The organism is Kitasatospora nipponensis, from assembly GCF_039528135.1.
GTDB classification, from domain to species: Bacteria; Actinomycetota; Actinomycetes; order Streptomycetales; family Streptomycetaceae; genus Kitasatospora; species Kitasatospora nipponensis.
In genome coordinates this window covers 1-17,669 of sequence record NZ_BAAALF010000177.1, presented here as the reverse complement: position 1 = coordinate 17,669, position 17,669 = coordinate 1, and the positions used below count along the sequence as shown (strand labels likewise).

The following is a 17,669-nucleotide window of genomic DNA, read 5'->3' as shown; positions in this document are numbered from 1 at the left end:
CCTCGGCCTCGGCCCGCACCCGGTCGGCCTCCGCCCGCGCCTCGCCCTCGCGCGCCTCGGCCGCGGCCTGCGCCTCGGCCTGCAGCGCGCCGGCCGCGGCCTGCGCCTCGGACCGGATCCGGTGGTCGAACTCGGCGGCCTCGCGGCGCAGTTCGCCGGTCTCCCGCTCGGCGGGCGCGCGGTTCTCGGCGGGCGCGGCCCTGGCGGCGGCCAGCGCGTCCTTGTGCTGCTGGGCGGCCGTGGTGGTCAGCTTCTCGGCCTCGGCGCGGGCCCGGGTCAGGGTCTGCTCGGCGCGCGCCTGCATCTGCGCGGCCTGCTCCTTGGCCTCGGCGCGCAGCCGCTCGACCTCGGCGCCCGCGCCGGCGCGCAGCTCGTCGGAGTCGGCCTTGGCCTTGGTGAGCAGCTCCTCGGCGCTCTTCGCGGACTCCTCTATCTGGACCACGGCCTGCCGGCGCGCCTCGCCGCGCACCTTCTCGGCCGCGGCCTCGGCCTGGGCGCGCAGCTCCTCGGCCTCGGCGCGCAGCCGGGCCGCCTCGTCCTGCATCTGCTCCATCCGGGCGCGCAGCCCGGCGGCGTCGTCCAGCGCGGCGTTCTGCGCCTGCTCGACGGCCTCCTGGGCCTGCTCGCGCAGCCGCTCGGCCTCGGCGGCGGCCTCGCTGCGGATCCGCTCGGCCTCGGCGGCGGCCCCGGCCCGGGTCGCCTCGGCGTCCTCGGTGGCGCGGTTCAGCGCCTCCTCGGCGCTCTTGGCGGCCTTGGCCAGGTGCACGGTGGCGTCCTTGGCGCCCTCGGCCCGGCCCTGCTCGCGGGCGTCGGCGCGGATCGCCTCGGCGGCGGTCTCGGCCTGGGCGCGCAGCTCGCCGATCTCGGCCAGCGTGGCGGCCCGCAGCTCGGCGATGGCCGCCTCGGCCGCCTCGCGCAGCTGGGTGGCGACGCTCTCGGCGGCACCGCGCAGCCGGTCGTTCTCCTCGGCGGCGGCGGCCTTGGCGGCGTCGGCCTCGGCCCGGGCGTTCTGCGCCCTGGCGGTCACCTCGGCGGCCTCGGCGCGGATCCGCGCGGCCTCCTCGGTGGCCTTGCGGACCATCCGGGCCACCTCGGCCTTGGCGGTCTGCGAGCGCTGCTCGCTGGCGGCCTCGCCGTCGGCGACCTTGCGCTCGGCGGTGGCGGTGGCCTCGGCCTGCAGCTGCTCGGCGGCCAGGGCCGCCTGCTCGCGCAGCTCGGTGGCCTCCTGGCGGGCCCGCCGGGCCTCGGCCTGGGCCTGCTCGCGCAGCCGCTCGAACTCGGCCTTGGCCTGGGCGAGCGAGGCGTCGGCGGCGGCCAGCGCCTCGACGGCCTGCTGCTTGAGCCGGGCGAACTCGACCTCGGCGGCGGCCAGGCCGCGCTCGGCGGCGGCCTGCGCGCCGGCCAGCTGCTGCTGGGCCTCGGTGGCGGCGCTGCCGCGCAGCTCCTCGGCCTGCGCGGCGGGCTGCTGGGCCTGCTCGGAGGCGGCCCGCAGCAGGCGCTCGGCGTCGTTCTGGGCGCGCAGCAGGGCGGCCTCGGCGGCGGCCTGGGCCTCGCCGCGGGCGGCGTCCACGTCGGCGGCGGTCTGCGCGCGGGCCTGGTCGGCGAGGGCGGCGGCCTCGGCCCGGGCGGCGGCCTTCATCCGCTCGGCCTCGGCGTGCGCGTCCTGCAGCAGGCGCTGGGCCTCCTGCTCGGTGCCGGCGCGGGTCTGCTCGGCCCAGTTGACGTTCTCGTTGACGTGCTGCTCGGCGGCCCGGCGCAGCTCGGCGAGCTCGTCGTCCATCTGCCGGCGGCGGGCCTGCAGCTCGGCCTCGATGCGGGCGGTGCGCTCGGCGGCCTCGGCCATCAGCCGCTGGGTGGCCGCCTGGGACTCGCGCAGCTGGCGCTCCGCGGTCTCGCGCAACTGCTGGGCCTGGAGTTCGGCGGTGCGCAGGAGCTGCTCGGCCTGGCCGGAGACCGCGTCGAAAGCGCGCGGCTGAGCCAGCTGCCGACGCGATTCGTGCAGCTTGGCCCGGAGCACCTCCACCTGGTAGGCGAGGTCCTCGGCATGCTCGACGGTCTTGTCCCGCTCCTTGCGAAGCCGCTCCATCTCGGCCTCGAACTGGGAGAGGTGATCATCAACCTCGTAGCGGTCGTTGCCCCGCACTGCGCGGTCCCATCCATCTCCTGGTCGCGTCCTCGACCGGCGCGGCCCGGTCCGGCCCCACCGGGGGCCGACCGCACTGGTCCTTGCAGCCGTGGCAGGCCCGAACGGTTCGGGAATCGGACGGCCCCGGCGCTGGGGTCGTCCACCACGGTCGGAGCCGCGCGCCGGTGGAACGCTTAAGTGAACCGCGCTCCGCCGACCGGGTGGACTCCTGGGCGAACTCTTGCCTGTGGAGAATGGTGACAGATCCGAACTTCGACCGTTCAGCCGTGCCCTGGTTCTGGACTCCCCTGCGACCCTGGGCAGTGTAGTGCGCCGGGGCGGGCCTGTAACCGTCGAGGTGGGCACTCGCGCAGGTTACCGGCCGGTCAGTGCTCCCCGGACGGCTCCGCGGAGGTCACCAGCTCGGTCAACACGCCGCCGCAGTCCTTGGGGTGCAGGAAGGTGATCCGCGAACCCATCGACCCGATCCGGGGCTGGTCGTAGAGCACCCGCACGCCCTTGCCCGCGATCGCGGCGGCGTCGCCGTCCACGTCGGCGGTGCCGAAGGCGATGTGGTGCACGCCCTCGCCGTTCTTGGCCAGCCACTTGGCGACCGTGGAGTCCTCGCGGGTGGGCTCCAGCAGCTGCAGGTAGGAGGCGCCGCCGTCCCCGGTGTCGTTGATCTTGAGCATCGCCTCGCGGACGCCCTGCTCCTCGTTCACCTCGCTGTGGAACACCTCGAAGCCGTAGGTGGCACGGTAGAACTCGACGGTCCGGTCGAGGTCGAAGCAGGCGATGCCGATGTGGTCGATCCGGGTGAGCACAGCGAACCTCCGAGGGGTTGTTTTCGCACCAGTGCAGCGCAGAAGCCGCTCCCGGCGCCACCGGGCCGCGTGCGAGCCTGATCACACCGTCGCTCCGGTGACGCCCGGGTTACGGGTCAGTACATTGAGCTGCATCCCTCTCCCCGGGCCCCGCCACCCTGCTCAAGCGCCGGCGGGACTCGCTGGCCAAGACGTGCGAAGGGGCTCGTTTCATGCCTACCGCTTCCACCGCTTCCACCTCCGTGATCGTCGCGGGCGCCCGCACCCCGATGGGTCGGCTGCTCGGATCGCTCAAGGGCTTCTCCGGCGCCGAGCTCGGCGGCTTCGCCATCAAGGCCGCGCTCGAGCGGGCCGGCGTGAGCGGCGACCAGGTCCAGTACGTGATCATGGGCCAGGTGCTGCAGGCCGGCGCCGGCCAGATCCCGGCCCGCCAGGCCGCCGTCAAGGCCGGCATCCCGCTGAACGTCCCGGCGCTGACCATCAACAAGGTCTGCCTCTCGGGTCTGGACGCCATCGCGCTGGCCGACCAGCTGATCCGCGCCGGCGAGTTCGACATCGTGGTGGCCGGCGGCCAGGAGTCCATGACCAACGCCCCGCACCTGCTGCCGAAGTCCCGCGAGGGCTACAAGTACGGCGCGATCGAGCTGCTCGACGCGATGGCCCACGACGGCCTGACCGACGCGTACGAGAACATCCCGATGGGCCAGTCCACCGAGACCCACAACACCCGGCTGGGCATCGGCCGCGAGGTGCAGGACGAGATCGCCGCCCGCTCGCACCAGCGGGCCGCCGCCGCGCAGAAGAACGGCGTCTTCGAGGCCGAGATCGTGCCGGTCGAGATCCCGCAGCGCAAGGGCGAGCCGGTCCTGTTCAGCCAGGACGAGGGCATCCGCGGCGACACCACCGTCGAGGGCCTGGCCAAGCTGCGCCCGGCCTTCGCGAAGGACGGCACGATCACCGCCGGCACCTCCTCGCAGATCTCCGACGGCGCCGCCGCGGTGGTCGTGATGAGCAAGGCCAAGGCCGAGGAGCTCGGCCTGAGCTGGATCGCCGAGATCGGCGCGCACGGCAACGTGGCGGGTCCGGACAACTCGCTGCAGTCGCAGCCGTCCAACGCGATCCTGCACGCGGTGGGCAAGGAGGGCATCACGGTCGCCGACCTCGACCTGATCGAGATCAACGAGGCGTTCGCGGCCGTCGCCCACCAGTCGATGAAGGACCTGGGCGTGACCGAGGAGAAGGTCAACGTCAACGGCGGCGCGATCGCGCTGGGCCACCCGATCGGGATGTCCGGCGCCCGCGTGGTGCTGCACCTGGCGCTGGAGCTGCAGCGCCGCGGCGGCGGCACCGGCGCGGCCGCGCTGTGCGGCGGCGGCGGCCAGGGCGACGCCCTGATCGTCCGGGTGCCGAAGGCCTGAGCAGAGCGTGCCGACCGGCGCCCCCTCGCCCGCGAGGGGGCGCCGGTCGTCCAGCCAAGGAGACGTCATGATCGATGTGCCGACCCTGGTCGAGCAGGCCCGCGAGGGGCGCCCGCGCGCGGTCGCCCGGCTGATCTCGCTGGTCGAGAACGCCGCCCCCCAGCTGCGCGAGGCGATGGCGGCGCTGGCGCCGTACACCGGCCGGGCGTACACCGTGGGCCTGACCGGCTCGCCCGGCGTGGGCAAGTCGACCACCACCTCGGCGCTGGTCTCGGCCTACCGGCGGCTCGGCAAGCGGGTCGGGGTGCTGGCGGTGGACCCGTCCTCGCCGTTCTCCGGCGGCGCGCTGCTGGGTGACCGGGTACGGATGCAGGACCACGCCACCGACCCGGACGTCTTCATCCGCTCGATGGCCACCCGCGGGCACCTGGGCGGCCTCTCCTGGGCCGCCCCGCAGGCGCTGCGGGTGCTGGACGCGGCGGGCTGCGAGGTGATCCTGGTGGAGACCGTCGGGGTCGGCCAGTCCGAGGTCGAGGTGGCCGCGCAGGCCGACACCACGGTGGTGCTGCTGGCCCCCGGGATGGGTGACGGGATCCAGGCCGCCAAGGCGGGGATCCTGGAGATCGGCGACCTCTTCGTGGTCAACAAGGCCGACCGGGACGGCGCGGACGCCACCGCCCGGGAGCTGAGCCACATGCTCGGCCTGGGCGAGGCGCGCGAGCCGGGGGACTGGCGGCCGCCGATCGTCAAGACCGTGGCGGCCCGCGGCGAGGGCGTGGACGAGGTGGTCGAGGCGCTGGAGAAGCACCACGCCTGGCTGGCCGAGCACGGTGAACTGGCGGCGCGCCGGCGCCGGCGCGCGGCCCAGGAGGTCGAGGCGATCGCGCTGGCCGCGCTGCGGGCCCGGATCGGCGACCTGCACGGCGACCGGCACCTGGACGCGCTGGCCGACAAGGTGGCGGCCGGGGTGCTGGACCCGTACGGAGCCGCCGACGAGCTGGTGGCGGGGCTCACCGACCGCTGAGCCGCAGCCGCGGCCGGTCCCGGGGCCCCGGCGGGGTCCTAGGAGCGGCCGCGCAGCGCGCGCAGGTGCTCGGCGATCGGGGCCAGCGCCTCGTACATGGCGTCGATCTGGTCGCTGTCGAAGCGGTCGACGAAGTGCGCGCGCACGCTGCGCACGTGGTCGGGGGCGACCTTGCGCAGCAGCTCCCAGCCGGGCTCGGTGAGGTGGGCGTACAGGCCCCGGCGGTCGCCCGGACACTCCTGGCGCAGCACCAGGCCGGCGCTCTCCATCCGGGTGATCTGGTGCGAGAGGCGGCTCTTGGACTGCAGGGTCGCGGTCGCCAGGTCGGTCATCCGCATCCGGCGGTGCGGGGACTCGGAGAGCACCACCAGGATCTCGAAGTCGTTGATCGCCAGGTCGTGCTGCTGCAGCTCGCGGCCGAGCTGGTACTCCAGCAGCTTGCTGACCTCCAGGTGGGCGCGCCACAGCCGCTGCTCCCGGGCGGTCAGCCAGGGGACGTCGTCGTCGGCGGGGGCGGCCGGGGCCGGCTCCCGGGGCTCGGCCGGCTCGGTGGCGTGCGTGTCCATACCGAGTATGATACTCGATATTGTTCAACTTTCTACAAGTTGCCCCTGTGACGCGGCACGCTCCGTGGGACGCCGGGCGGGGCGCCCGCCGAGTGGGGCGCTCGAGCCGTTCAGAGGCCGAAGCGCCGGCCCAGGTCACCGATGTTGCCCAGCCCCGGCACGTTGACGTTCGGCAGCTGCTGCCCGCCCCCGCGCCCCTGGCCGTGCTGCTGGGGCACCCCGGACCCGGGCACGCCGGCCTCCGCCTCGATCGCGCCCACCGAGCGCTCGGCCATCAGTGCCTCGCTGGACTGCACCAGCACCTGGCCGGCGCCGATGAACTCGAACTGGTGCTCCTCGCCGGAGACCCCGCCCAGCCCGGTCATCCGGCGCAGCCCGCCGAAGACGCCCTGCAGGTAGTGGTGGTCGTAGTGGTGGCACGGCGCGGGGCAGTCCGCCCAGCCCACCAGGGCCTGCGGATCCACTCGTACGGGTGGTTCCATGAAGTGGACCGGACCGTTCGAGGCCGCCACGAAGCGGCCGGTGCCGATCAGCGTGAGGAAGCCGGGGATGATCGACTGCTTGAGCGCCAGGGTGGGCTCGAAACCCAGCAGGTTGCCCGAGCGGACGGTCAGGTTCCCCTCCTCCAGGTCGTAGGAGTTGAGGTCGAACGCGCGGTCGGCCAGCAGCATCTTGCCGCGGCCCTGCGCCACCACCCAGTCGGCGGCGTGCAGCGGGGAGTTGAAGCTGTTGGCCATCAGTCGGTCGAGCGCGCCGTGCCCCACGCCCTGGAAGGAGACGTCGCCGTAGTAGGCGATCATCTTGCCCTTCTGCAGGTAGTAGCTGCCGTTGAGCTCCACCGAGAAGGTGTACGGGTTGACGTTGTCGTTGACCGGCAGGCTGTACGCGTCGTACACGGTCAGGTCGCCGGGACCCGGCATCGGCGGGTACGTCATCAGAGCTTCTCCTCGCTCGCCTGCACGTAGACCGTGCCGTGGCCGGAGAGTTCCAGCTGGAACGCCTCGCCCGAGCCCCGGCCCACCATGTCCCGCCAGCCCAGTGCGCTGGACAGCTTGTTGCGGACGTCGCCGCGGTGCGCGACGTACGCCTGCGGGTCCACGTGCACCGGCTGGCCGGGCACGATCGGCAGCTCGAAGACGCCGCCGTGCGCCATCACGGCCACCGAGCCGTGGCCCGCCAGCTGGGTGGTGAAGAGCCCCTGGCCGCTCACCTGGCCGCGGATGACGCCCATCACGCCGCCCTGCGAGCCCATGAACATCGTCGACTGCTGCAGCGTCCCGTCGAAGGCCAGCAGCCGGTCCGCCTCCACCCACAGGGTGTCGCCGGCCAGGTCGACCACGTGCACGTGGTGGCCGCCGTGGCCGAACAGCACGGTGCCGCGGCCCTCGACGCTCATCAGCGGGGTGTCCTCGTTCGCCACCCGGCGCCCGATCATCGACATCACCCCGCCCTGGCCGCCCATCAGGTTGGGCGTGAAGCTCAGGTCGCCGCGGTAGGCGATCATCGCGCCGCGCTGGCTGAAGAGCCGCTGGCCGGGCTGGACCGGCGCCTCGACGAGCTTCCCGTTGATCTTGTGGAAGGGCATCAGACGTCGCCTCCGAAGGTGCGCTGCTCCGCGGGCTGCACGTAGACCAGGCCCTCGCCGGCGAACTCCACCTGCACCGCCTCGCCGCCGCCCTCGCCGATCAGCGTGGTCCAGCCCGCGCCGGAGCGCAGGTGGCGCTGCAGCTGGCCGGTGTGCGCCAGGTACGCGCCGGGGTCCACCCGCAGCGGCAGGTCCCTGGTGACCCGCAGCACCACCGCGGGTCCGTTGGAGTTCAGCGCCGCCCAGCCGACCCCCTCCACCTTGGTGGTGAACAGGCCGTCGCCCGAGGCCATGCCGTTGAGCCCGGTGAAGGTGGTGCCGGTGCGCAGCGTGGCCTCGGTGCAGAGCAGGTTGCTCGCCTCGACGAAGAGCGTCTCGCCGTTCAGCCGCACCAGGTTGACCTCGGCGGCCCGGTCGGCGAAGAAGCAGGTGCCCTGGCCGCGGACCTCCATCACGGTCATCTGCTCGCCGGTCAGCCGGCGGGTCACCATGCCGCGCAGGCCGTCGCCGCCGCCGGAGAGTTTCTTGAAGGCCATCTGCCCGGTGTAGGCGACCATCGAGCCGTTGCGCGCCTTGACGGCGTCACCGGCGAGGTCGACGGCGAGTACCCGGGAGCCCTGGAGTCGGAACTGTGCCACCGGGCGAACATAGCGGTCCGGGCGGCCCCTGAGCCAGGGGCCGCCCGGACCGCTCGTGGCGAACCCCTCGGGTCAGACGCTCGCGGGCAGCGCGTCGGCGGCGCGCTCGATCTCCAGCAGCGAGGCCGAGTGGCGCTGCGCCTCGAAGGCCGCGTGCCCGCCGCGCAGGCCGAACAGCCGCTTGGAGAGCAGGATCCACAGCACCGCGCCGATGTTGACCGCGGTGGTGGCGATCTTGACCGCGGTCACGTGCTCGCTCAACTCGTAGCCCTCCAGCGGCAGGAAGGCGGCGGTGGCGATCACCGCGAGGTACTCCGCCCAGCGCCGGTTCAGCCAGAGGCCGACCCCCTCGACCAGCTCGATCAGCGAGTAGAGCAGCACCCCGCCGGCGACGTACACCAGCGTGCTGTGGTGGTAGCCGAAGGTCTTGCGGACGGTGTCGACGATGGGGGAGTGGTCCAGGTCGTAGTGGAAGTGGTCGGCGACCGGCTTGAAGACCGTCAGGTTCTGGTCGAAGAACTGGTGCACGGCGTCCTGGCTGTTGGAGAACTTCCAGACGGCCCAGGCGATCAGGATCCCCAGCACCCCGCGCAGCGCCCGCTCCACGGCCAGGAAGCGCAGCACGAACAGGTCGCGCAGCGCCTTGCCGCGCGGCACCAGCGGCGCCTCGGCGGCCGGGCCCACCGCGTGCGGGGCACCGATGGCGAAGTCGCCGCAGCGCAGGCAGCGCCAGGCCTCGCCCAGGGCGGTGACGACGTGCAGCCGCTGCCGGAGCGTGGGCTCGGTCGGGGCGTAGGTGGTGTGGCCGCGCCGGGCGCAGGTTCGGCGATCCCAGTCCCGCTTGAACATCGTTCGGTGCTCCCCCTGTGCGGTCCGCGGCGGCCCGGGGCCGGGCCGCGCGGCACGAGGATAGCGAGGCCCGGCGCGCGGGCGTCGGCGGGTGGGAGGTCCGGTGTGACGTCGGGCACCAGCTGGGCCCCCGGGGCGGGGCGGGCGGCGGTGTCCGCCCATAATGGACCGCGGCTTGTGCTCCCGTTCACAAGCGCCGTCCCGCCACCGCAGTGAGGTACTCATGCAGCACAGCAGCGCCGCCCACCGTCTGCGCCTTGTCTCCGGCCCCGAGGGCCTGTCCTTCCTACTCCTGCTGCTCTGCTCGGTGCTGAAGCGGACCACCAGCTTCAACGGCGTGCCGGCGATGGGCATGATCCACGGCATCCTCTTCATCGCCTACGTCGCGTTCCTGGGCCTGGCCTGGCAGAAGCAGGGCTGGAGCGCCAAGAAGGTGCTGGTGCTCTTCCTGCTCTCGGTGGTCCCCACCGGCGGTTTCTTCGCCGAGCGGATGCTGGCCCGGGAGGAGCGCGGCGCCGCCGCGGCCCTCACCCCCGCCGAGAGCGCGGCCTGAGGCGCCCGGACGGCGGTCCCACCATGCGGCCGTCCGGGTGAGCCCGGGCGGCCCGCCGGTACGGTGAGGGCGTGGCCAAACCCCTCGCACTCGACTTCGACCCGATCGCCCGCGCCGACGAGCTCTGGGCCCGCCGCTGGGGCGAGGTGCCGGCGATGGCCGCGATCACCTCGGTGATGCGCGCGCAGCAGATCCTGCTCGCCCGGGTCGACGCGGTGGTCAAGCCGTACGGGCTGACCTTCGCCCGCTACGAGGCGCTGGTGCTGCTCACCTTCAGCCGCACCGGCGAGCTGCCGCTCTCCAAGATCGGCGAACGGCTGATGGTCCACCCCACCAGCGTGACCAACACCGTGGACCGCCTGGAGCGGGCCGGTCTGGTCTCCCGGCGCCCCAACCCGCTGGACGGGCGCGGCGTGCTGGCCGCGATCACCGAGCGCGGCCGCGCGTGCGTCGAGCAGGCCACCCGGGAGCTGATGGCCATCGACTTCGGGCTCGAGACGTACGACGAGGCGCAGTGCCGCGAGGTCTTCGAACTGCTGCGACCGCTGCGGGTGGCGGCCGGCGACTTCGCGGAGCCCCCGGAGCAGTGATCACCGAAACGGCGGCTACCCTCGGATGAGCTGTCACCCCCCTGTCGAGCGCGAAGGCTGCCCCCCATGAAGTCCACCCCCCTGCTGGCCTGGTACCGGGCGCTGGCCATCGCCACCGGCTGCGCGCTGCTGATCTTCTGCGGCTTCATGGTCGCCAAGTACGGCTTCGGGACGGCCAAGGACCTCACGATGTACGTGGCGATGCTGCACGGGTACCTGTACATCGGCTACTTCGTGGTGACCTTCCTGCTCGGCCAGAAGCTCCGGTGGCCGCTGGGCCGGCTGGTCTTCACGCTGGCCGCCGGCTGCATCCCGTTCGCCTCCTTCGTCGCCGAGCGCCGGGTGGTCCGCGAGGCCGCCGCCGCGCAGGCGGCCGGTGCCGCGCAGCAGCCGGTGAGCGTCTGACTCCTCGGCGCGTTCCCGCTGTACCAGGCCTCCACCACGGTGGGGGCCTTTTTCGTACCGGGTCGCCATCGACAAGTAGTAGGACGTCCGAGTAAATTTCTAGGACGTCCTACCATCTACCGGGAGCAGGTCGCATGGACGCCGAGGAGATCGAGCGCGGCAGGCAGCGCTGGCAGCAGCGCTTCGACAGCGCGCGCAAGCGTGACGCCGACTTCACCACGCTCTCGGGCGACCAGGTGGAGCCGGTCTACGGACCGCCGGCCGGGCAGCCGTACGAGGGGTTCGAGCGGATCGGCTGGCCGGGTGAGTACCCCTACACCCGCGGCCTGCACGCCACCGGCTACCGCGGCCGCACCTGGACGATCCGCCAGTTCGCCGGCTTCGGCAACGCCGAGCAGACCAACGAGCGGTACCGGATGATCCTGGAGGCCGGCGGCGGCGGCCTCTCGGTCGCCTTCGACATGCCGACCCTGATGGGCTACGACTCCGACGACGCGAAGTCGCTGGGCGAGGTCGGGCACTGCGGGGTGGCGATCGACTCGGCGGCCGACATGGAGGTGCTCTTCCGGGACATCCCGCTGGCCGAGGTGACCACCTCGATGACGATCAGCGGCCCGGCGGTGCCGATCTTCTGCATGTACCTGGTGGCCGCCGAGCGGCAGGGCGTCGACCCCGCGGTGCTCAACGGCACGCTGCAGACCGACATCTTCAAGGAGTACATCGCGCAGAAGGAGTGGCTCTTCGCCCCCGAGCCGCACCTGCGCCTGATCGGCGACCTGATGGAGCACTGCGCCGCCGGCATCCCCGCCTACAAGCCGCTCTCGGTCTCCGGCTACCACATCCGCGAGGCCGGTGCGACGGCCGCGCAGGAGCTGGCCTACACGCTGGCCGACGGCTTCGCCTACGTCGAGCTGGGCCTGTCGCGCGGGCTGGACGTGGACGTCTTCGCGCCGGGCCTGTCGTTCTTCTTCGACGCGCACCTGGACTTCTTCGAGGAGATCGCCAAGTTCCGCGCCGCCCGCCGGATCTGGGCCCGCTGGCTGCGCGAGCGCTACGGCGCGAAGACCGACAAGGCGCAGTGGCTGCGCTTCCACACCCAGACCGCCGGTGTCTCGCTCACCGCCCAGCAGCCCTACAACAACGTGGTGCGCACCGCGGTGGAGGCGCTCTCGGCGGTGCTCGGCGGGACCAACTCGCTGCACACCAACGCCCTGGACGAGACCCTGGCGCTGCCCTCCGCGCAGGCCGCCGAGATCGCCCTGCGCACCCAGCAGGTGCTGATGGAGGAGACCGGGGTGGCCAACGTGGCCGACCCGCTGGGCGGTTCCTGGTACGTCGAGGCGCTGACCGACCGGATCGAGGCGCAGGCGGAGGAGATCTTCGCCCGGATCCTGGACAAGGCGGAGCTGGCGAAGGGCTCGGGCGAGCACCCGATCGGCCCGATGACCGCCGGCATCCTGCGCGGGATCGAGGAGGGCTGGTTCACCGGCGAGATCGCCGAGGCCGCCTTCCAGTACCAGCAGGGGGTGGAGAAGGGCGAGAAGCGGGTGGTGGGCGTCAACTGCTTCCCCAAGAGCGTCACCCCTGAGCTGGAGATCCTTCGGGTCAGCCACGAGGTGGAGCGCGAGCAGGTCCGGGTGCTGGGCGCGCGCAAGGCCGCCCGCGACGACGCGGCCGTGCAGGCCGGGCTCGCCGCGATGCTGGCCGCGGCCCGCGAGGGGCGCAACATGATCGAGCCGATGCTGCAGGCCGTGCGGGCCGAGGCGACGCTCGGCGAGATCTGCCACGCGCTGCGCGCGGAGTGGGGGATCTACCGGGAGCCGGCCGGCTTCTGAGGCCCGGGCGCCCCGCAGGCGCCCTGCCGCCCCCGGGCGGGGGCGGCAGGGCGCCTGCGGGCGTTCGGGGGTCGTTCTGCGGGCGTTCTGCGGGCGTTCTGCGGCCGGGGCGGTCGGCTCGGCCGTCGGTCGGGTCCGGTCGGGTCCGGTTCGCCGGCCGTCAGCCGTCGGTGCGGGCGGCCGAGGCCGGGCAGCCCTGGTAGAGGCCGGGGTTGAGCAGCAGGTTGGTGAACCGCCGGATCCACTCCGGGCTCGCCGGCTCGCCGATCACCAGCATCCGGTGCTCGACCGCGCCCGCGATGGTGTCGAAGATGATGTCGATCTCCTCGGTCGCCACCACCGGGTCGTGCTCGCCGGTCAGTTCGCCGCGCGCCTGCGCGTGCGCCAGCCCCTGGTGGACCAGCCGCTTCTGCGGGTCGACGATGTGCTCGCGGATCCGCCGGCGCAGCTGCGGGTCGCGGCTGCCCTCGGCGAAGAGCGCGAGCAGCGCCGCCTGGCTCTCCGGGCGGGCCAGCACGGCCGCGAACTGGACCACCACGTCCTCGATGTCGGCCTGCAGGCTGCCGCGGTCGGCCACCTCCAGCTCGTCGAAGAGGCTGGCCACGGCGTCCACCACCAGCTCGTTCTTGGACGGCCAGCGGCGGTACAGGGTGGTCTTGGCGACGCCGGCCCGCACCGCGACGTGGCCCATGGTGAGCCCGCCCCAGCCGAGCTCGGCCAGCGCCTCGCGGGTGGCCTCGAGGATCGCGAGGTCGGTCGCCGCACTGCGCGGGCGTCCCTTGGTGCGGGGCGCTGCCGGCTGCGAGGTGGGGGCCACCGGGCCTCCTTGGGATATGTACTGGTGAGTAGCTTGGGTGGGGGATGCCACCGTACCCAGAGATCGGTGACGGCGAAAGCGGCCGCGGAAAGTGGGGCACGTCACGTCCCCGTGGGCCGGGTGGGGCTTGCGCGCCCCGGGCGGGGGCCAGATACGCTACGACCAGTAGCGAAAGAGCGGCAACCACGTGCCGACCCTGTGGGAGGGGTCCGGTGCGGGGCGCGGGTGGGGATCCGCGCCGCAGCACGGTAGCTACCAGGGGGAGTACGGGCTCCCGCCGGACGGTGGACGACCACGGCAATCCAGCCGGTGGCGGACTTTCCCGGCGGATGGCGCCCGGCACCGGCGCGGACGGGGGAGGATAGTGCCATGCAGCCACGGAACACGCATCTGAACAGCGCCGCCCTGCGCGGCGCGGTCGACCTCGCCGCGGTGAAGGCGGCCGGCGAGGCCGCACAGAAGGCCGAGCAGGCCCGCGCCGAACGAGCCCGCCAGGCGGCCGCCGGCGGGGGCGCCGCCGAGCTCCCGGGCGCCGGCTACCAGCTGGTCATCGACGTCACCGAGGAGACCTTCGAGGACGAGGTCGTCCAGCGGTCCGCCGAGGTGCCGGTGGTCGTCGACTTCTGGGCCGAGTGGTGCGGCCCCTGCAAGCAGCTCAGCCCGATCCTGGAGCGCCTGGCCGAGGAGTACGCCGGCCGGATCGTGCTCGCCAAGATCGACGTGGACGCCAACCAGCTGATCGCCCAGCAGTTCGGCATCCAGGGCATCCCGGCCGTGATGGCCGTGGTGGCCGGCCAGCTGGTCCCGCTCTTCCAGGGCGCCGAGAACGAGGCCAACGTCCGCAAGATCCTCGACCAGCTGATCGCGGTGGCCGAGCAGCGCTTCGGCATCGTCGGCGGCGCGGCCCCGCTGGACGGCCCGGACGGCGGCCCGGCGGGCCTGCCGCAGCTGCCCGAGGACCCGGCCCTGTCGGCCGCCCACGAGGCGCTGGACCGCGGCGACCTGGGCGGCGCCATCCAGGCCTACCAGAACGTGCTGGCCGACCAGCCCGGCAACGCCGAGGCCCAGCTGGGCCTGGCCCAGGCGCAGCTGCTGCAGCGGGTCGAGTCCCTGGACCCGCAGGCGGTGCGCGCGGCCGCGGCGGCCGACCCCAAGGACGTCGCCGCCCAGCTGGACGCCGCGGACCTGGACCTGGTCGGCGGGCACGTCGAGGACGCCTTCGGGCGCCTGGTGGACACCGTCGGGCGGACCTTCGGCGCGGACCGGGACACCGCGCGGATGCGGCTGCTGGAGCTCTTCGAGGTGATCGGCGCCGAGGACCCGCGGGTCGGCGCCGCGCGCACCGCGCTGGCCCGGGTGCTCTTCTGACGCCTGCGGCGCGGTCTGCGGCGGGCCCGTCGGCGCCCGGTGCGGACGCCGGCGGATCCTGTCGGCCACTGCCGGTTGGCACGGCGGATGACCTGCGGTGTCGTCAGAGATAAGGCGACAATCCCGCTGATCCGTAGAGGTTTATCAAATCTTGACAACACCCGCGCACGGTCACCCCAGGTGACCGTGCGCGGGTGTTTCCTTCCTGTTTCCTGCGGGTTTCTTCGCTGGGAAACAGGCGGAATCTCACTCTCCGTTCATGTCATGACCGCTTCATGATCATTGAGTCCGGCTGTTGGATTACCCGTCAGTAATGGACCTCTTGTGCTTCGGCCGGGATTCCAGCACGATCGGCACCGCCTGGTCCCTCACTTCATCCCCCGGCCGCCTGCCGGACACATGGGTGCGGGATCCCCACCGGGTAATCGCCGGCACCGCCTGGCGGTTGGGAGCAGGGGGGTGTCCGCAACCCACAGCGGATCCTGCTTCCTTCTTCGGTCGCGCAGCCCGCGCGGCCGTTGGTTGTCGCTCGGGGGTGATCGCCCGTCGTCCGGTCCGCTTGACGACAGCGCTCTCCGCTACCGAGGACGTAGCTCTTCTCCCATCCCAGGACGGGATCCGCGTGTCGGACCCGCCGGAGATGTACGTCCGAGAAGGAGGACTCGCATGTCCCAGACTTATGGCAAGACCAGCTGGAAGCGCTTCGCCCTGGTGATGGTGCCCGCTGTCGCCGCGACCGCCGGCATCGGCATGAGCATCGCGCAGAGCGCGCTCGCCGCGTCGTTCAGCGTTTCGGGCCAGAGCTTCAAGGTCACCACGCCGCACCTGACGGGCACCAACTTCGCCCAGTTCGGTTCGGTCGACGTGGAGACCAACGGCACCCCGCACGTGATCGCGGTCTCGGCCTTCGACCACGCCACCATCCACAACCTGTGCCAGTCCGTCGTCACCGACATCCCGGGCCTGGGCAAGTGGACCCTGGTCCTCAACGCCGGTACCGCGGCCGAGGCCAGCGGCGACCCGGCGGCCGACGCGGGCCAGGTCCAGGCGACCAACCTGCTGATCGACCTCAACCAGCTCAACGCCGACGCGACGTTCACGAACATCAACATCGGTCAGGACGCGGCCACCCTCAAGGGTTCCGCCACCGCGAACTGGAAGAACATCAAGGGCGACGGCAAGCCCACCGGTGCCACCGGCTTCGCCCAGGCCGCCGACAAGGCCGAGCTGAAGAACGTTCAGCAGACCGCCTACGCCACCTCGGCGGGCACCTTCGTGCTCCCCGGCCTGAACCTGAACATCAAGCAGGGTTCCGGCGCCGGAGTCGAGTGCTACTGAGCCGTCACTGATGCCCCGCCGACCGGCCCGCCGGCGGGCGGGGCACACAGAACGGACCGGGGCCGGCACTGATCCGGCCCGGCGGCCAGGGGGCGGCGCGTACGAGCCGTCCCCTGGCCGCACATCGCCTTTCCCCCTCGGACAAGATCATCGAGGAGTTCCATCGTGACCAGCGCAACTTCCCCTCTCTGGCCCGAGGGCGCGGGGATCCCCACCCGGGTCTGGCTGGGCTTCCGCGCCTGGCGCCGCACCCGGCCGTTCTGGGGCGGCCTCCTGGCCATCGCGGCGGGCTTCCCGATCCTCTACTTCCCCTACGCGCACCTCACGCTGGGCGGACTGACCCTCGCGATGGCGACCACCGCCGGCGCGGGCTCGCTGATCATCGGCGTGCTGATGATGGTGCTCGGCGTCGCCGCCTGGTTCCAGCCGGCCACCCGGGTCTTCTGCGGGATCGCGGTCACCATCCTGTCGCTGATCTCGATCCCGGTCTCCAACCTCGGCGGCTTCCTGATGGGCCTGCTGCTCGGCCTGGTCGCCGGCGGCCTGCTCTGTGCCTGGGCGCCGCTGAAGCCGGCCCAGCAGGCCGAGCTGGCGGCCCAGGGCGAGGCCCAGGCGCAGGCCGTCGTGGCCGAGTTCGCCGGCAGCGACCCGCAGGGCGCCGACGCGCAGGCGGTGATCGCCGAGGCGATGGCGGCCCAGCAGGCCGCCGCCGCGCAGGACGCCCCGCAGCAGGCGCCCCAGCAGGTCCCCGCGCAGGAGAGCCCGGCCCAGCAGCCGGCGGCGCCGGCCGGACAGGTCCCCGCCCAGGACACCCCCCGGGCAAGCAAGGCCGACCAGGCGGGAGAGACCAGGTGAGCCGGCGGGACGAGCAAGCCGAGCAGTCCGGGCCGGGCGACGACAGCACGCTGCCCGTCCCGCGCCGCGGCGGCCCGCGGCACGCCGCGCCCCGCGCGAGCGGCCGCAACCGGGCCCGGCTGCTGGCCTTCGCCGCCGTCCCGACCGCCCTGTTGATGGGCAGCAGCGTCGCCCCCAACCTCGCCAACGCGGTGACCGCCGGTGGCACGGCCTGCGCGAGCGCGCCCGACACCCCGGTGACGATCACCCAGGTTCCCAAGAGCCAGCTGACGCCGGTGCCCAACCCGACCAAGGCGTCCGCCCCGGCCAGCACGTCCGGTGCGACCAAGGCGTCCACCGGGTCGGCGACGCCGGGTCAGGTGGTCAGCGCAGCCTTCGTCGCCCCGAACCCGCCCGCCCCGGCAGCGAGCGCCACGGCACTGCCCGATCCGGCCACCGCCGCCCCGGCCGCCGGTGCGCCGGTGGGCCCGGTCCGCTCGGCGGCCGACACCCAGCAGCCCGCCGCCACCGCCGCCACCAGCTGGCTGGTGCAGGCCTCCTCGACGCAGGCCGGCTCGACGCAGGGTCAGGACGTCCTGGGCGACATCGTCAACGGTGTCCTCGGCATCTTCGACCCGCCCCCGCAGCCCCAGCAGGCCGCCGCCACCCCGGCGCCGGCCGCGCCGCGGATCGGCGCCCCGGCCACGCCGACCGCGGCCTCCCCGAGCGCCACCGCCTCCCCGAGCAGTGCCGCACCGACGCCCGCGCCCAGCGCGAGCACCGGTCCGAGCGCGAAGCCGAGCGCGTCCGCCTCGCCCAGCACCGCCCCGAGCCCCGCGCCCAGCACCGCCACCAGCGGCAGGATCGCGGCGGCGGTGGCGCGGTGCTGCGGACCGTCGG

At 73.3% G+C, this 17,669-nt stretch carries 16 protein-coding genes and 2 pseudogenes; 10 read left to right on the top strand and 8 right to left on the bottom strand.

Annotation, left to right across the window (positions count from 1 at the left end; translation table 11 throughout):
• Positions 1 to 2,143, bottom strand: a pseudogene (locus ABD323_RS32595) (hypothetical protein); the annotation flags it as partial.
• A gap of 368 nt (positions 2,144 to 2,511) precedes the next feature.
• Positions 2,512 to 2,949 (bottom strand): methylmalonyl-CoA epimerase, encoded by a 438-nt coding sequence (mce, locus tag ABD323_RS32590; RefSeq protein ID WP_344445658.1) that lies wholly within the window; start codon positions 2,947 to 2,949, stop codon positions 2,512 to 2,514.
• A gap of 212 nt (positions 2,950 to 3,161) precedes the next feature.
• On the opposite strand from mce, the gene ABD323_RS32585 reads away from it, so the two are divergent.
• Complete coding sequence (locus ABD323_RS32585) at positions 3,162 to 4,367, top strand: acetyl-CoA C-acetyltransferase (protein ID WP_344445657.1); 1,206 nt, start codon at positions 3,162 to 3,164, stop codon at positions 4,365 to 4,367.
• 67 nt (positions 4,368 to 4,434) lie between these two features.
• Positions 4,435 to 5,391 carry a methylmalonyl Co-A mutase-associated GTPase MeaB gene (gene meaB, locus ABD323_RS32580; protein WP_344445656.1) on the top strand — a complete coding sequence of 319 codons (957 nt, stop codon included), beginning with the start codon at positions 4,435 to 4,437 and terminating at the stop codon, positions 5,389 to 5,391.
• Positions 5,392 to 5,429: 38 nt separating this feature from the next.
• Here meaB and ABD323_RS32575 read toward each other — a convergent pair whose 3' ends face one another.
• The 5 genes from ABD323_RS32575 to ABD323_RS32555 all read right to left on the bottom strand — a co-directional run bounded on the left by ABD323_RS32575 (position 5,430) and on the right by ABD323_RS32555 (position 9,029).
• Positions 5,430 to 5,957, bottom strand: a complete 528-nt coding sequence (locus tag ABD323_RS32575; protein WP_344445655.1) for a MarR family winged helix-turn-helix transcriptional regulator — start codon at positions 5,955 to 5,957, stop codon at positions 5,430 to 5,432.
• 110 nt (positions 5,958 to 6,067) lie between these two features.
• Positions 6,068 to 6,892, bottom strand: a complete 825-nt coding sequence (locus tag ABD323_RS32570; RefSeq protein WP_344445654.1) for an AIM24 family protein — start codon at positions 6,890 to 6,892, stop codon at positions 6,068 to 6,070.
• Entirely contained in the window at positions 6,892 to 7,542 is a 651-nt protein-coding gene (locus ABD323_RS32565; RefSeq protein ID WP_344445653.1) for an AIM24 family protein, read from the bottom strand. The genes ABD323_RS32570 and ABD323_RS32565 overlap by 1 nt, the downstream gene beginning before the upstream one ends.
• Complete coding sequence (locus tag ABD323_RS32560) at positions 7,542 to 8,180, bottom strand: AIM24 family protein (protein ID WP_344445652.1); 639 nt, start codon at positions 8,178 to 8,180, stop codon at positions 7,542 to 7,544. The genes ABD323_RS32565 and ABD323_RS32560 overlap by 1 nt, the downstream gene beginning before the upstream one ends.
• Positions 8,181 to 8,252: 72 nt before the next feature.
• A complete protein-coding gene (locus tag ABD323_RS32555) occupies positions 8,253 to 9,029 on the bottom strand; it encodes a DUF2127 domain-containing protein (RefSeq protein ID WP_344445651.1) in 777 nt (258 codons plus the stop codon).
• A 223-nt stretch (positions 9,030 to 9,252) separates the two neighbouring features.
• On the opposite strand from ABD323_RS32555, the gene ABD323_RS32550 reads away from it, so the two are divergent.
• From ABD323_RS32550 to icmA, 4 genes are all read left to right on the top strand, one after another.
• On the top strand, positions 9,253 to 9,582 hold the full coding sequence (locus ABD323_RS32550; RefSeq protein WP_344445650.1) for a DUF3817 domain-containing protein: 330 nt from the start codon (positions 9,253 to 9,255) through the stop codon (positions 9,580 to 9,582).
• Positions 9,583 to 9,653: 71 nt separating this feature from the next.
• A complete protein-coding gene (locus tag ABD323_RS32545) occupies positions 9,654 to 10,172 on the top strand; it encodes a MarR family winged helix-turn-helix transcriptional regulator (RefSeq protein WP_344445649.1) in 519 nt (172 codons plus the stop codon).
• A 66-nt stretch (positions 10,173 to 10,238) separates the two neighbouring features.
• Entirely contained in the window at positions 10,239 to 10,577 is a 339-nt protein-coding gene (locus ABD323_RS32540) for a DUF3817 domain-containing protein (protein ID WP_344445648.1), read from the top strand.
• A gap of 134 nt (positions 10,578 to 10,711) precedes the next feature.
• Positions 10,712 to 12,412: a coenzyme B12-dependent isobutyryl-CoA mutase large subunit gene (icmA, locus tag ABD323_RS32535; protein WP_344445647.1), complete on the top strand. Its 1,701-nt coding sequence runs from the start codon at positions 10,712 to 10,714 to the stop codon at positions 12,410 to 12,412.
• 160 nt (positions 12,413 to 12,572) lie between these two features.
• Here the strand turns inward: icmA and ABD323_RS32530 are convergent, their stop codons facing one another.
• On the bottom strand, positions 12,573 to 13,229 hold the full coding sequence (locus tag ABD323_RS32530) for a TetR/AcrR family transcriptional regulator (protein ID WP_344445646.1): 657 nt from the start codon (positions 13,227 to 13,229) through the stop codon (positions 12,573 to 12,575).
• 369 nt (positions 13,230 to 13,598) lie between these two features.
• Here ABD323_RS32530 and trxA point away from each other — a divergent pair, with 369 nt between their 5' ends.
• From trxA to ABD323_RS32510, 4 genes and pseudogenes are all read left to right on the top strand, one after another.
• Entirely contained in the window at positions 13,599 to 14,597 is a 999-nt protein-coding gene (gene trxA, locus ABD323_RS32525; RefSeq protein ID WP_344445645.1) for a thioredoxin, read from the top strand.
• Between the two features lie 666 nt (positions 14,598 to 15,263).
• Positions 15,264 to 15,935: a DUF6230 family protein gene (locus tag ABD323_RS32520; protein WP_344445644.1), complete on the top strand. Its 672-nt coding sequence runs from the start codon at positions 15,264 to 15,266 to the stop codon at positions 15,933 to 15,935.
• 165 nt (positions 15,936 to 16,100) lie between these two features.
• Positions 16,101 to 16,790 carry a DUF6114 domain-containing protein gene (locus tag ABD323_RS32515; RefSeq protein ID WP_425556240.1) on the top strand — a complete coding sequence of 230 codons (690 nt, stop codon included), beginning with the start codon at positions 16,101 to 16,103 and terminating at the stop codon, positions 16,788 to 16,790.
• Positions 16,787 to 17,669 (top strand): annotated as a pseudogene (locus ABD323_RS32510) (hypothetical protein); the annotation flags it as partial. The gene ABD323_RS32515 and the pseudogene ABD323_RS32510, both read left to right, overlap by 4 nt.

What these genes read in the sequence shown, in the direction of transcription:
- ABD323_RS32585 (WP_344445657.1), top strand. Translation starts at nt 3,162, where the DNA reads ATGCCTACCGCTTCCACCGCTTCCACCTCCGTGATCGTCGCGGGCGCC.
- meaB (WP_344445656.1), top strand. Translation starts at nt 4,435, where the DNA reads ATGATCGATGTGCCGACCCTGGTCGAGCAGGCCCGCGAGGGGCGCCCG.
- ABD323_RS32575 (WP_344445655.1), bottom strand. Translation starts at nt 5,957, where the DNA reads ATGGACACGCACGCCACCGAGCCGGCCGAGCCCCGGGAGCCGGCCCCG.
- ABD323_RS32570 (WP_344445654.1), bottom strand. Translation starts at nt 6,892, where the DNA reads ATGACGTACCCGCCGATGCCGGGTCCCGGCGACCTGACCGTGTACGAC.
- ABD323_RS32565 (WP_344445653.1), bottom strand. Translation starts at nt 7,542, where the DNA reads ATGCCCTTCCACAAGATCAACGGGAAGCTCGTCGAGGCGCCGGTCCAG.
- ABD323_RS32555 (WP_344445651.1), bottom strand. Translation starts at nt 9,029, where the DNA reads ATGTTCAAGCGGGACTGGGATCGCCGAACCTGCGCCCGGCGCGGCCAC.
- ABD323_RS32550 (WP_344445650.1), top strand. Translation starts at nt 9,253, where the DNA reads ATGCAGCACAGCAGCGCCGCCCACCGTCTGCGCCTTGTCTCCGGCCCC.
- ABD323_RS32540 (WP_344445648.1), top strand. Translation starts at nt 10,239, where the DNA reads ATGAAGTCCACCCCCCTGCTGGCCTGGTACCGGGCGCTGGCCATCGCC.
- icmA (WP_344445647.1), top strand. Translation starts at nt 10,712, where the DNA reads ATGGACGCCGAGGAGATCGAGCGCGGCAGGCAGCGCTGGCAGCAGCGC.
- trxA (WP_344445645.1), top strand. Translation starts at nt 13,599, where the DNA reads ATGCAGCCACGGAACACGCATCTGAACAGCGCCGCCCTGCGCGGCGCG.
- ABD323_RS32520 (WP_344445644.1), top strand. Translation starts at nt 15,264, where the DNA reads ATGTCCCAGACTTATGGCAAGACCAGCTGGAAGCGCTTCGCCCTGGTG.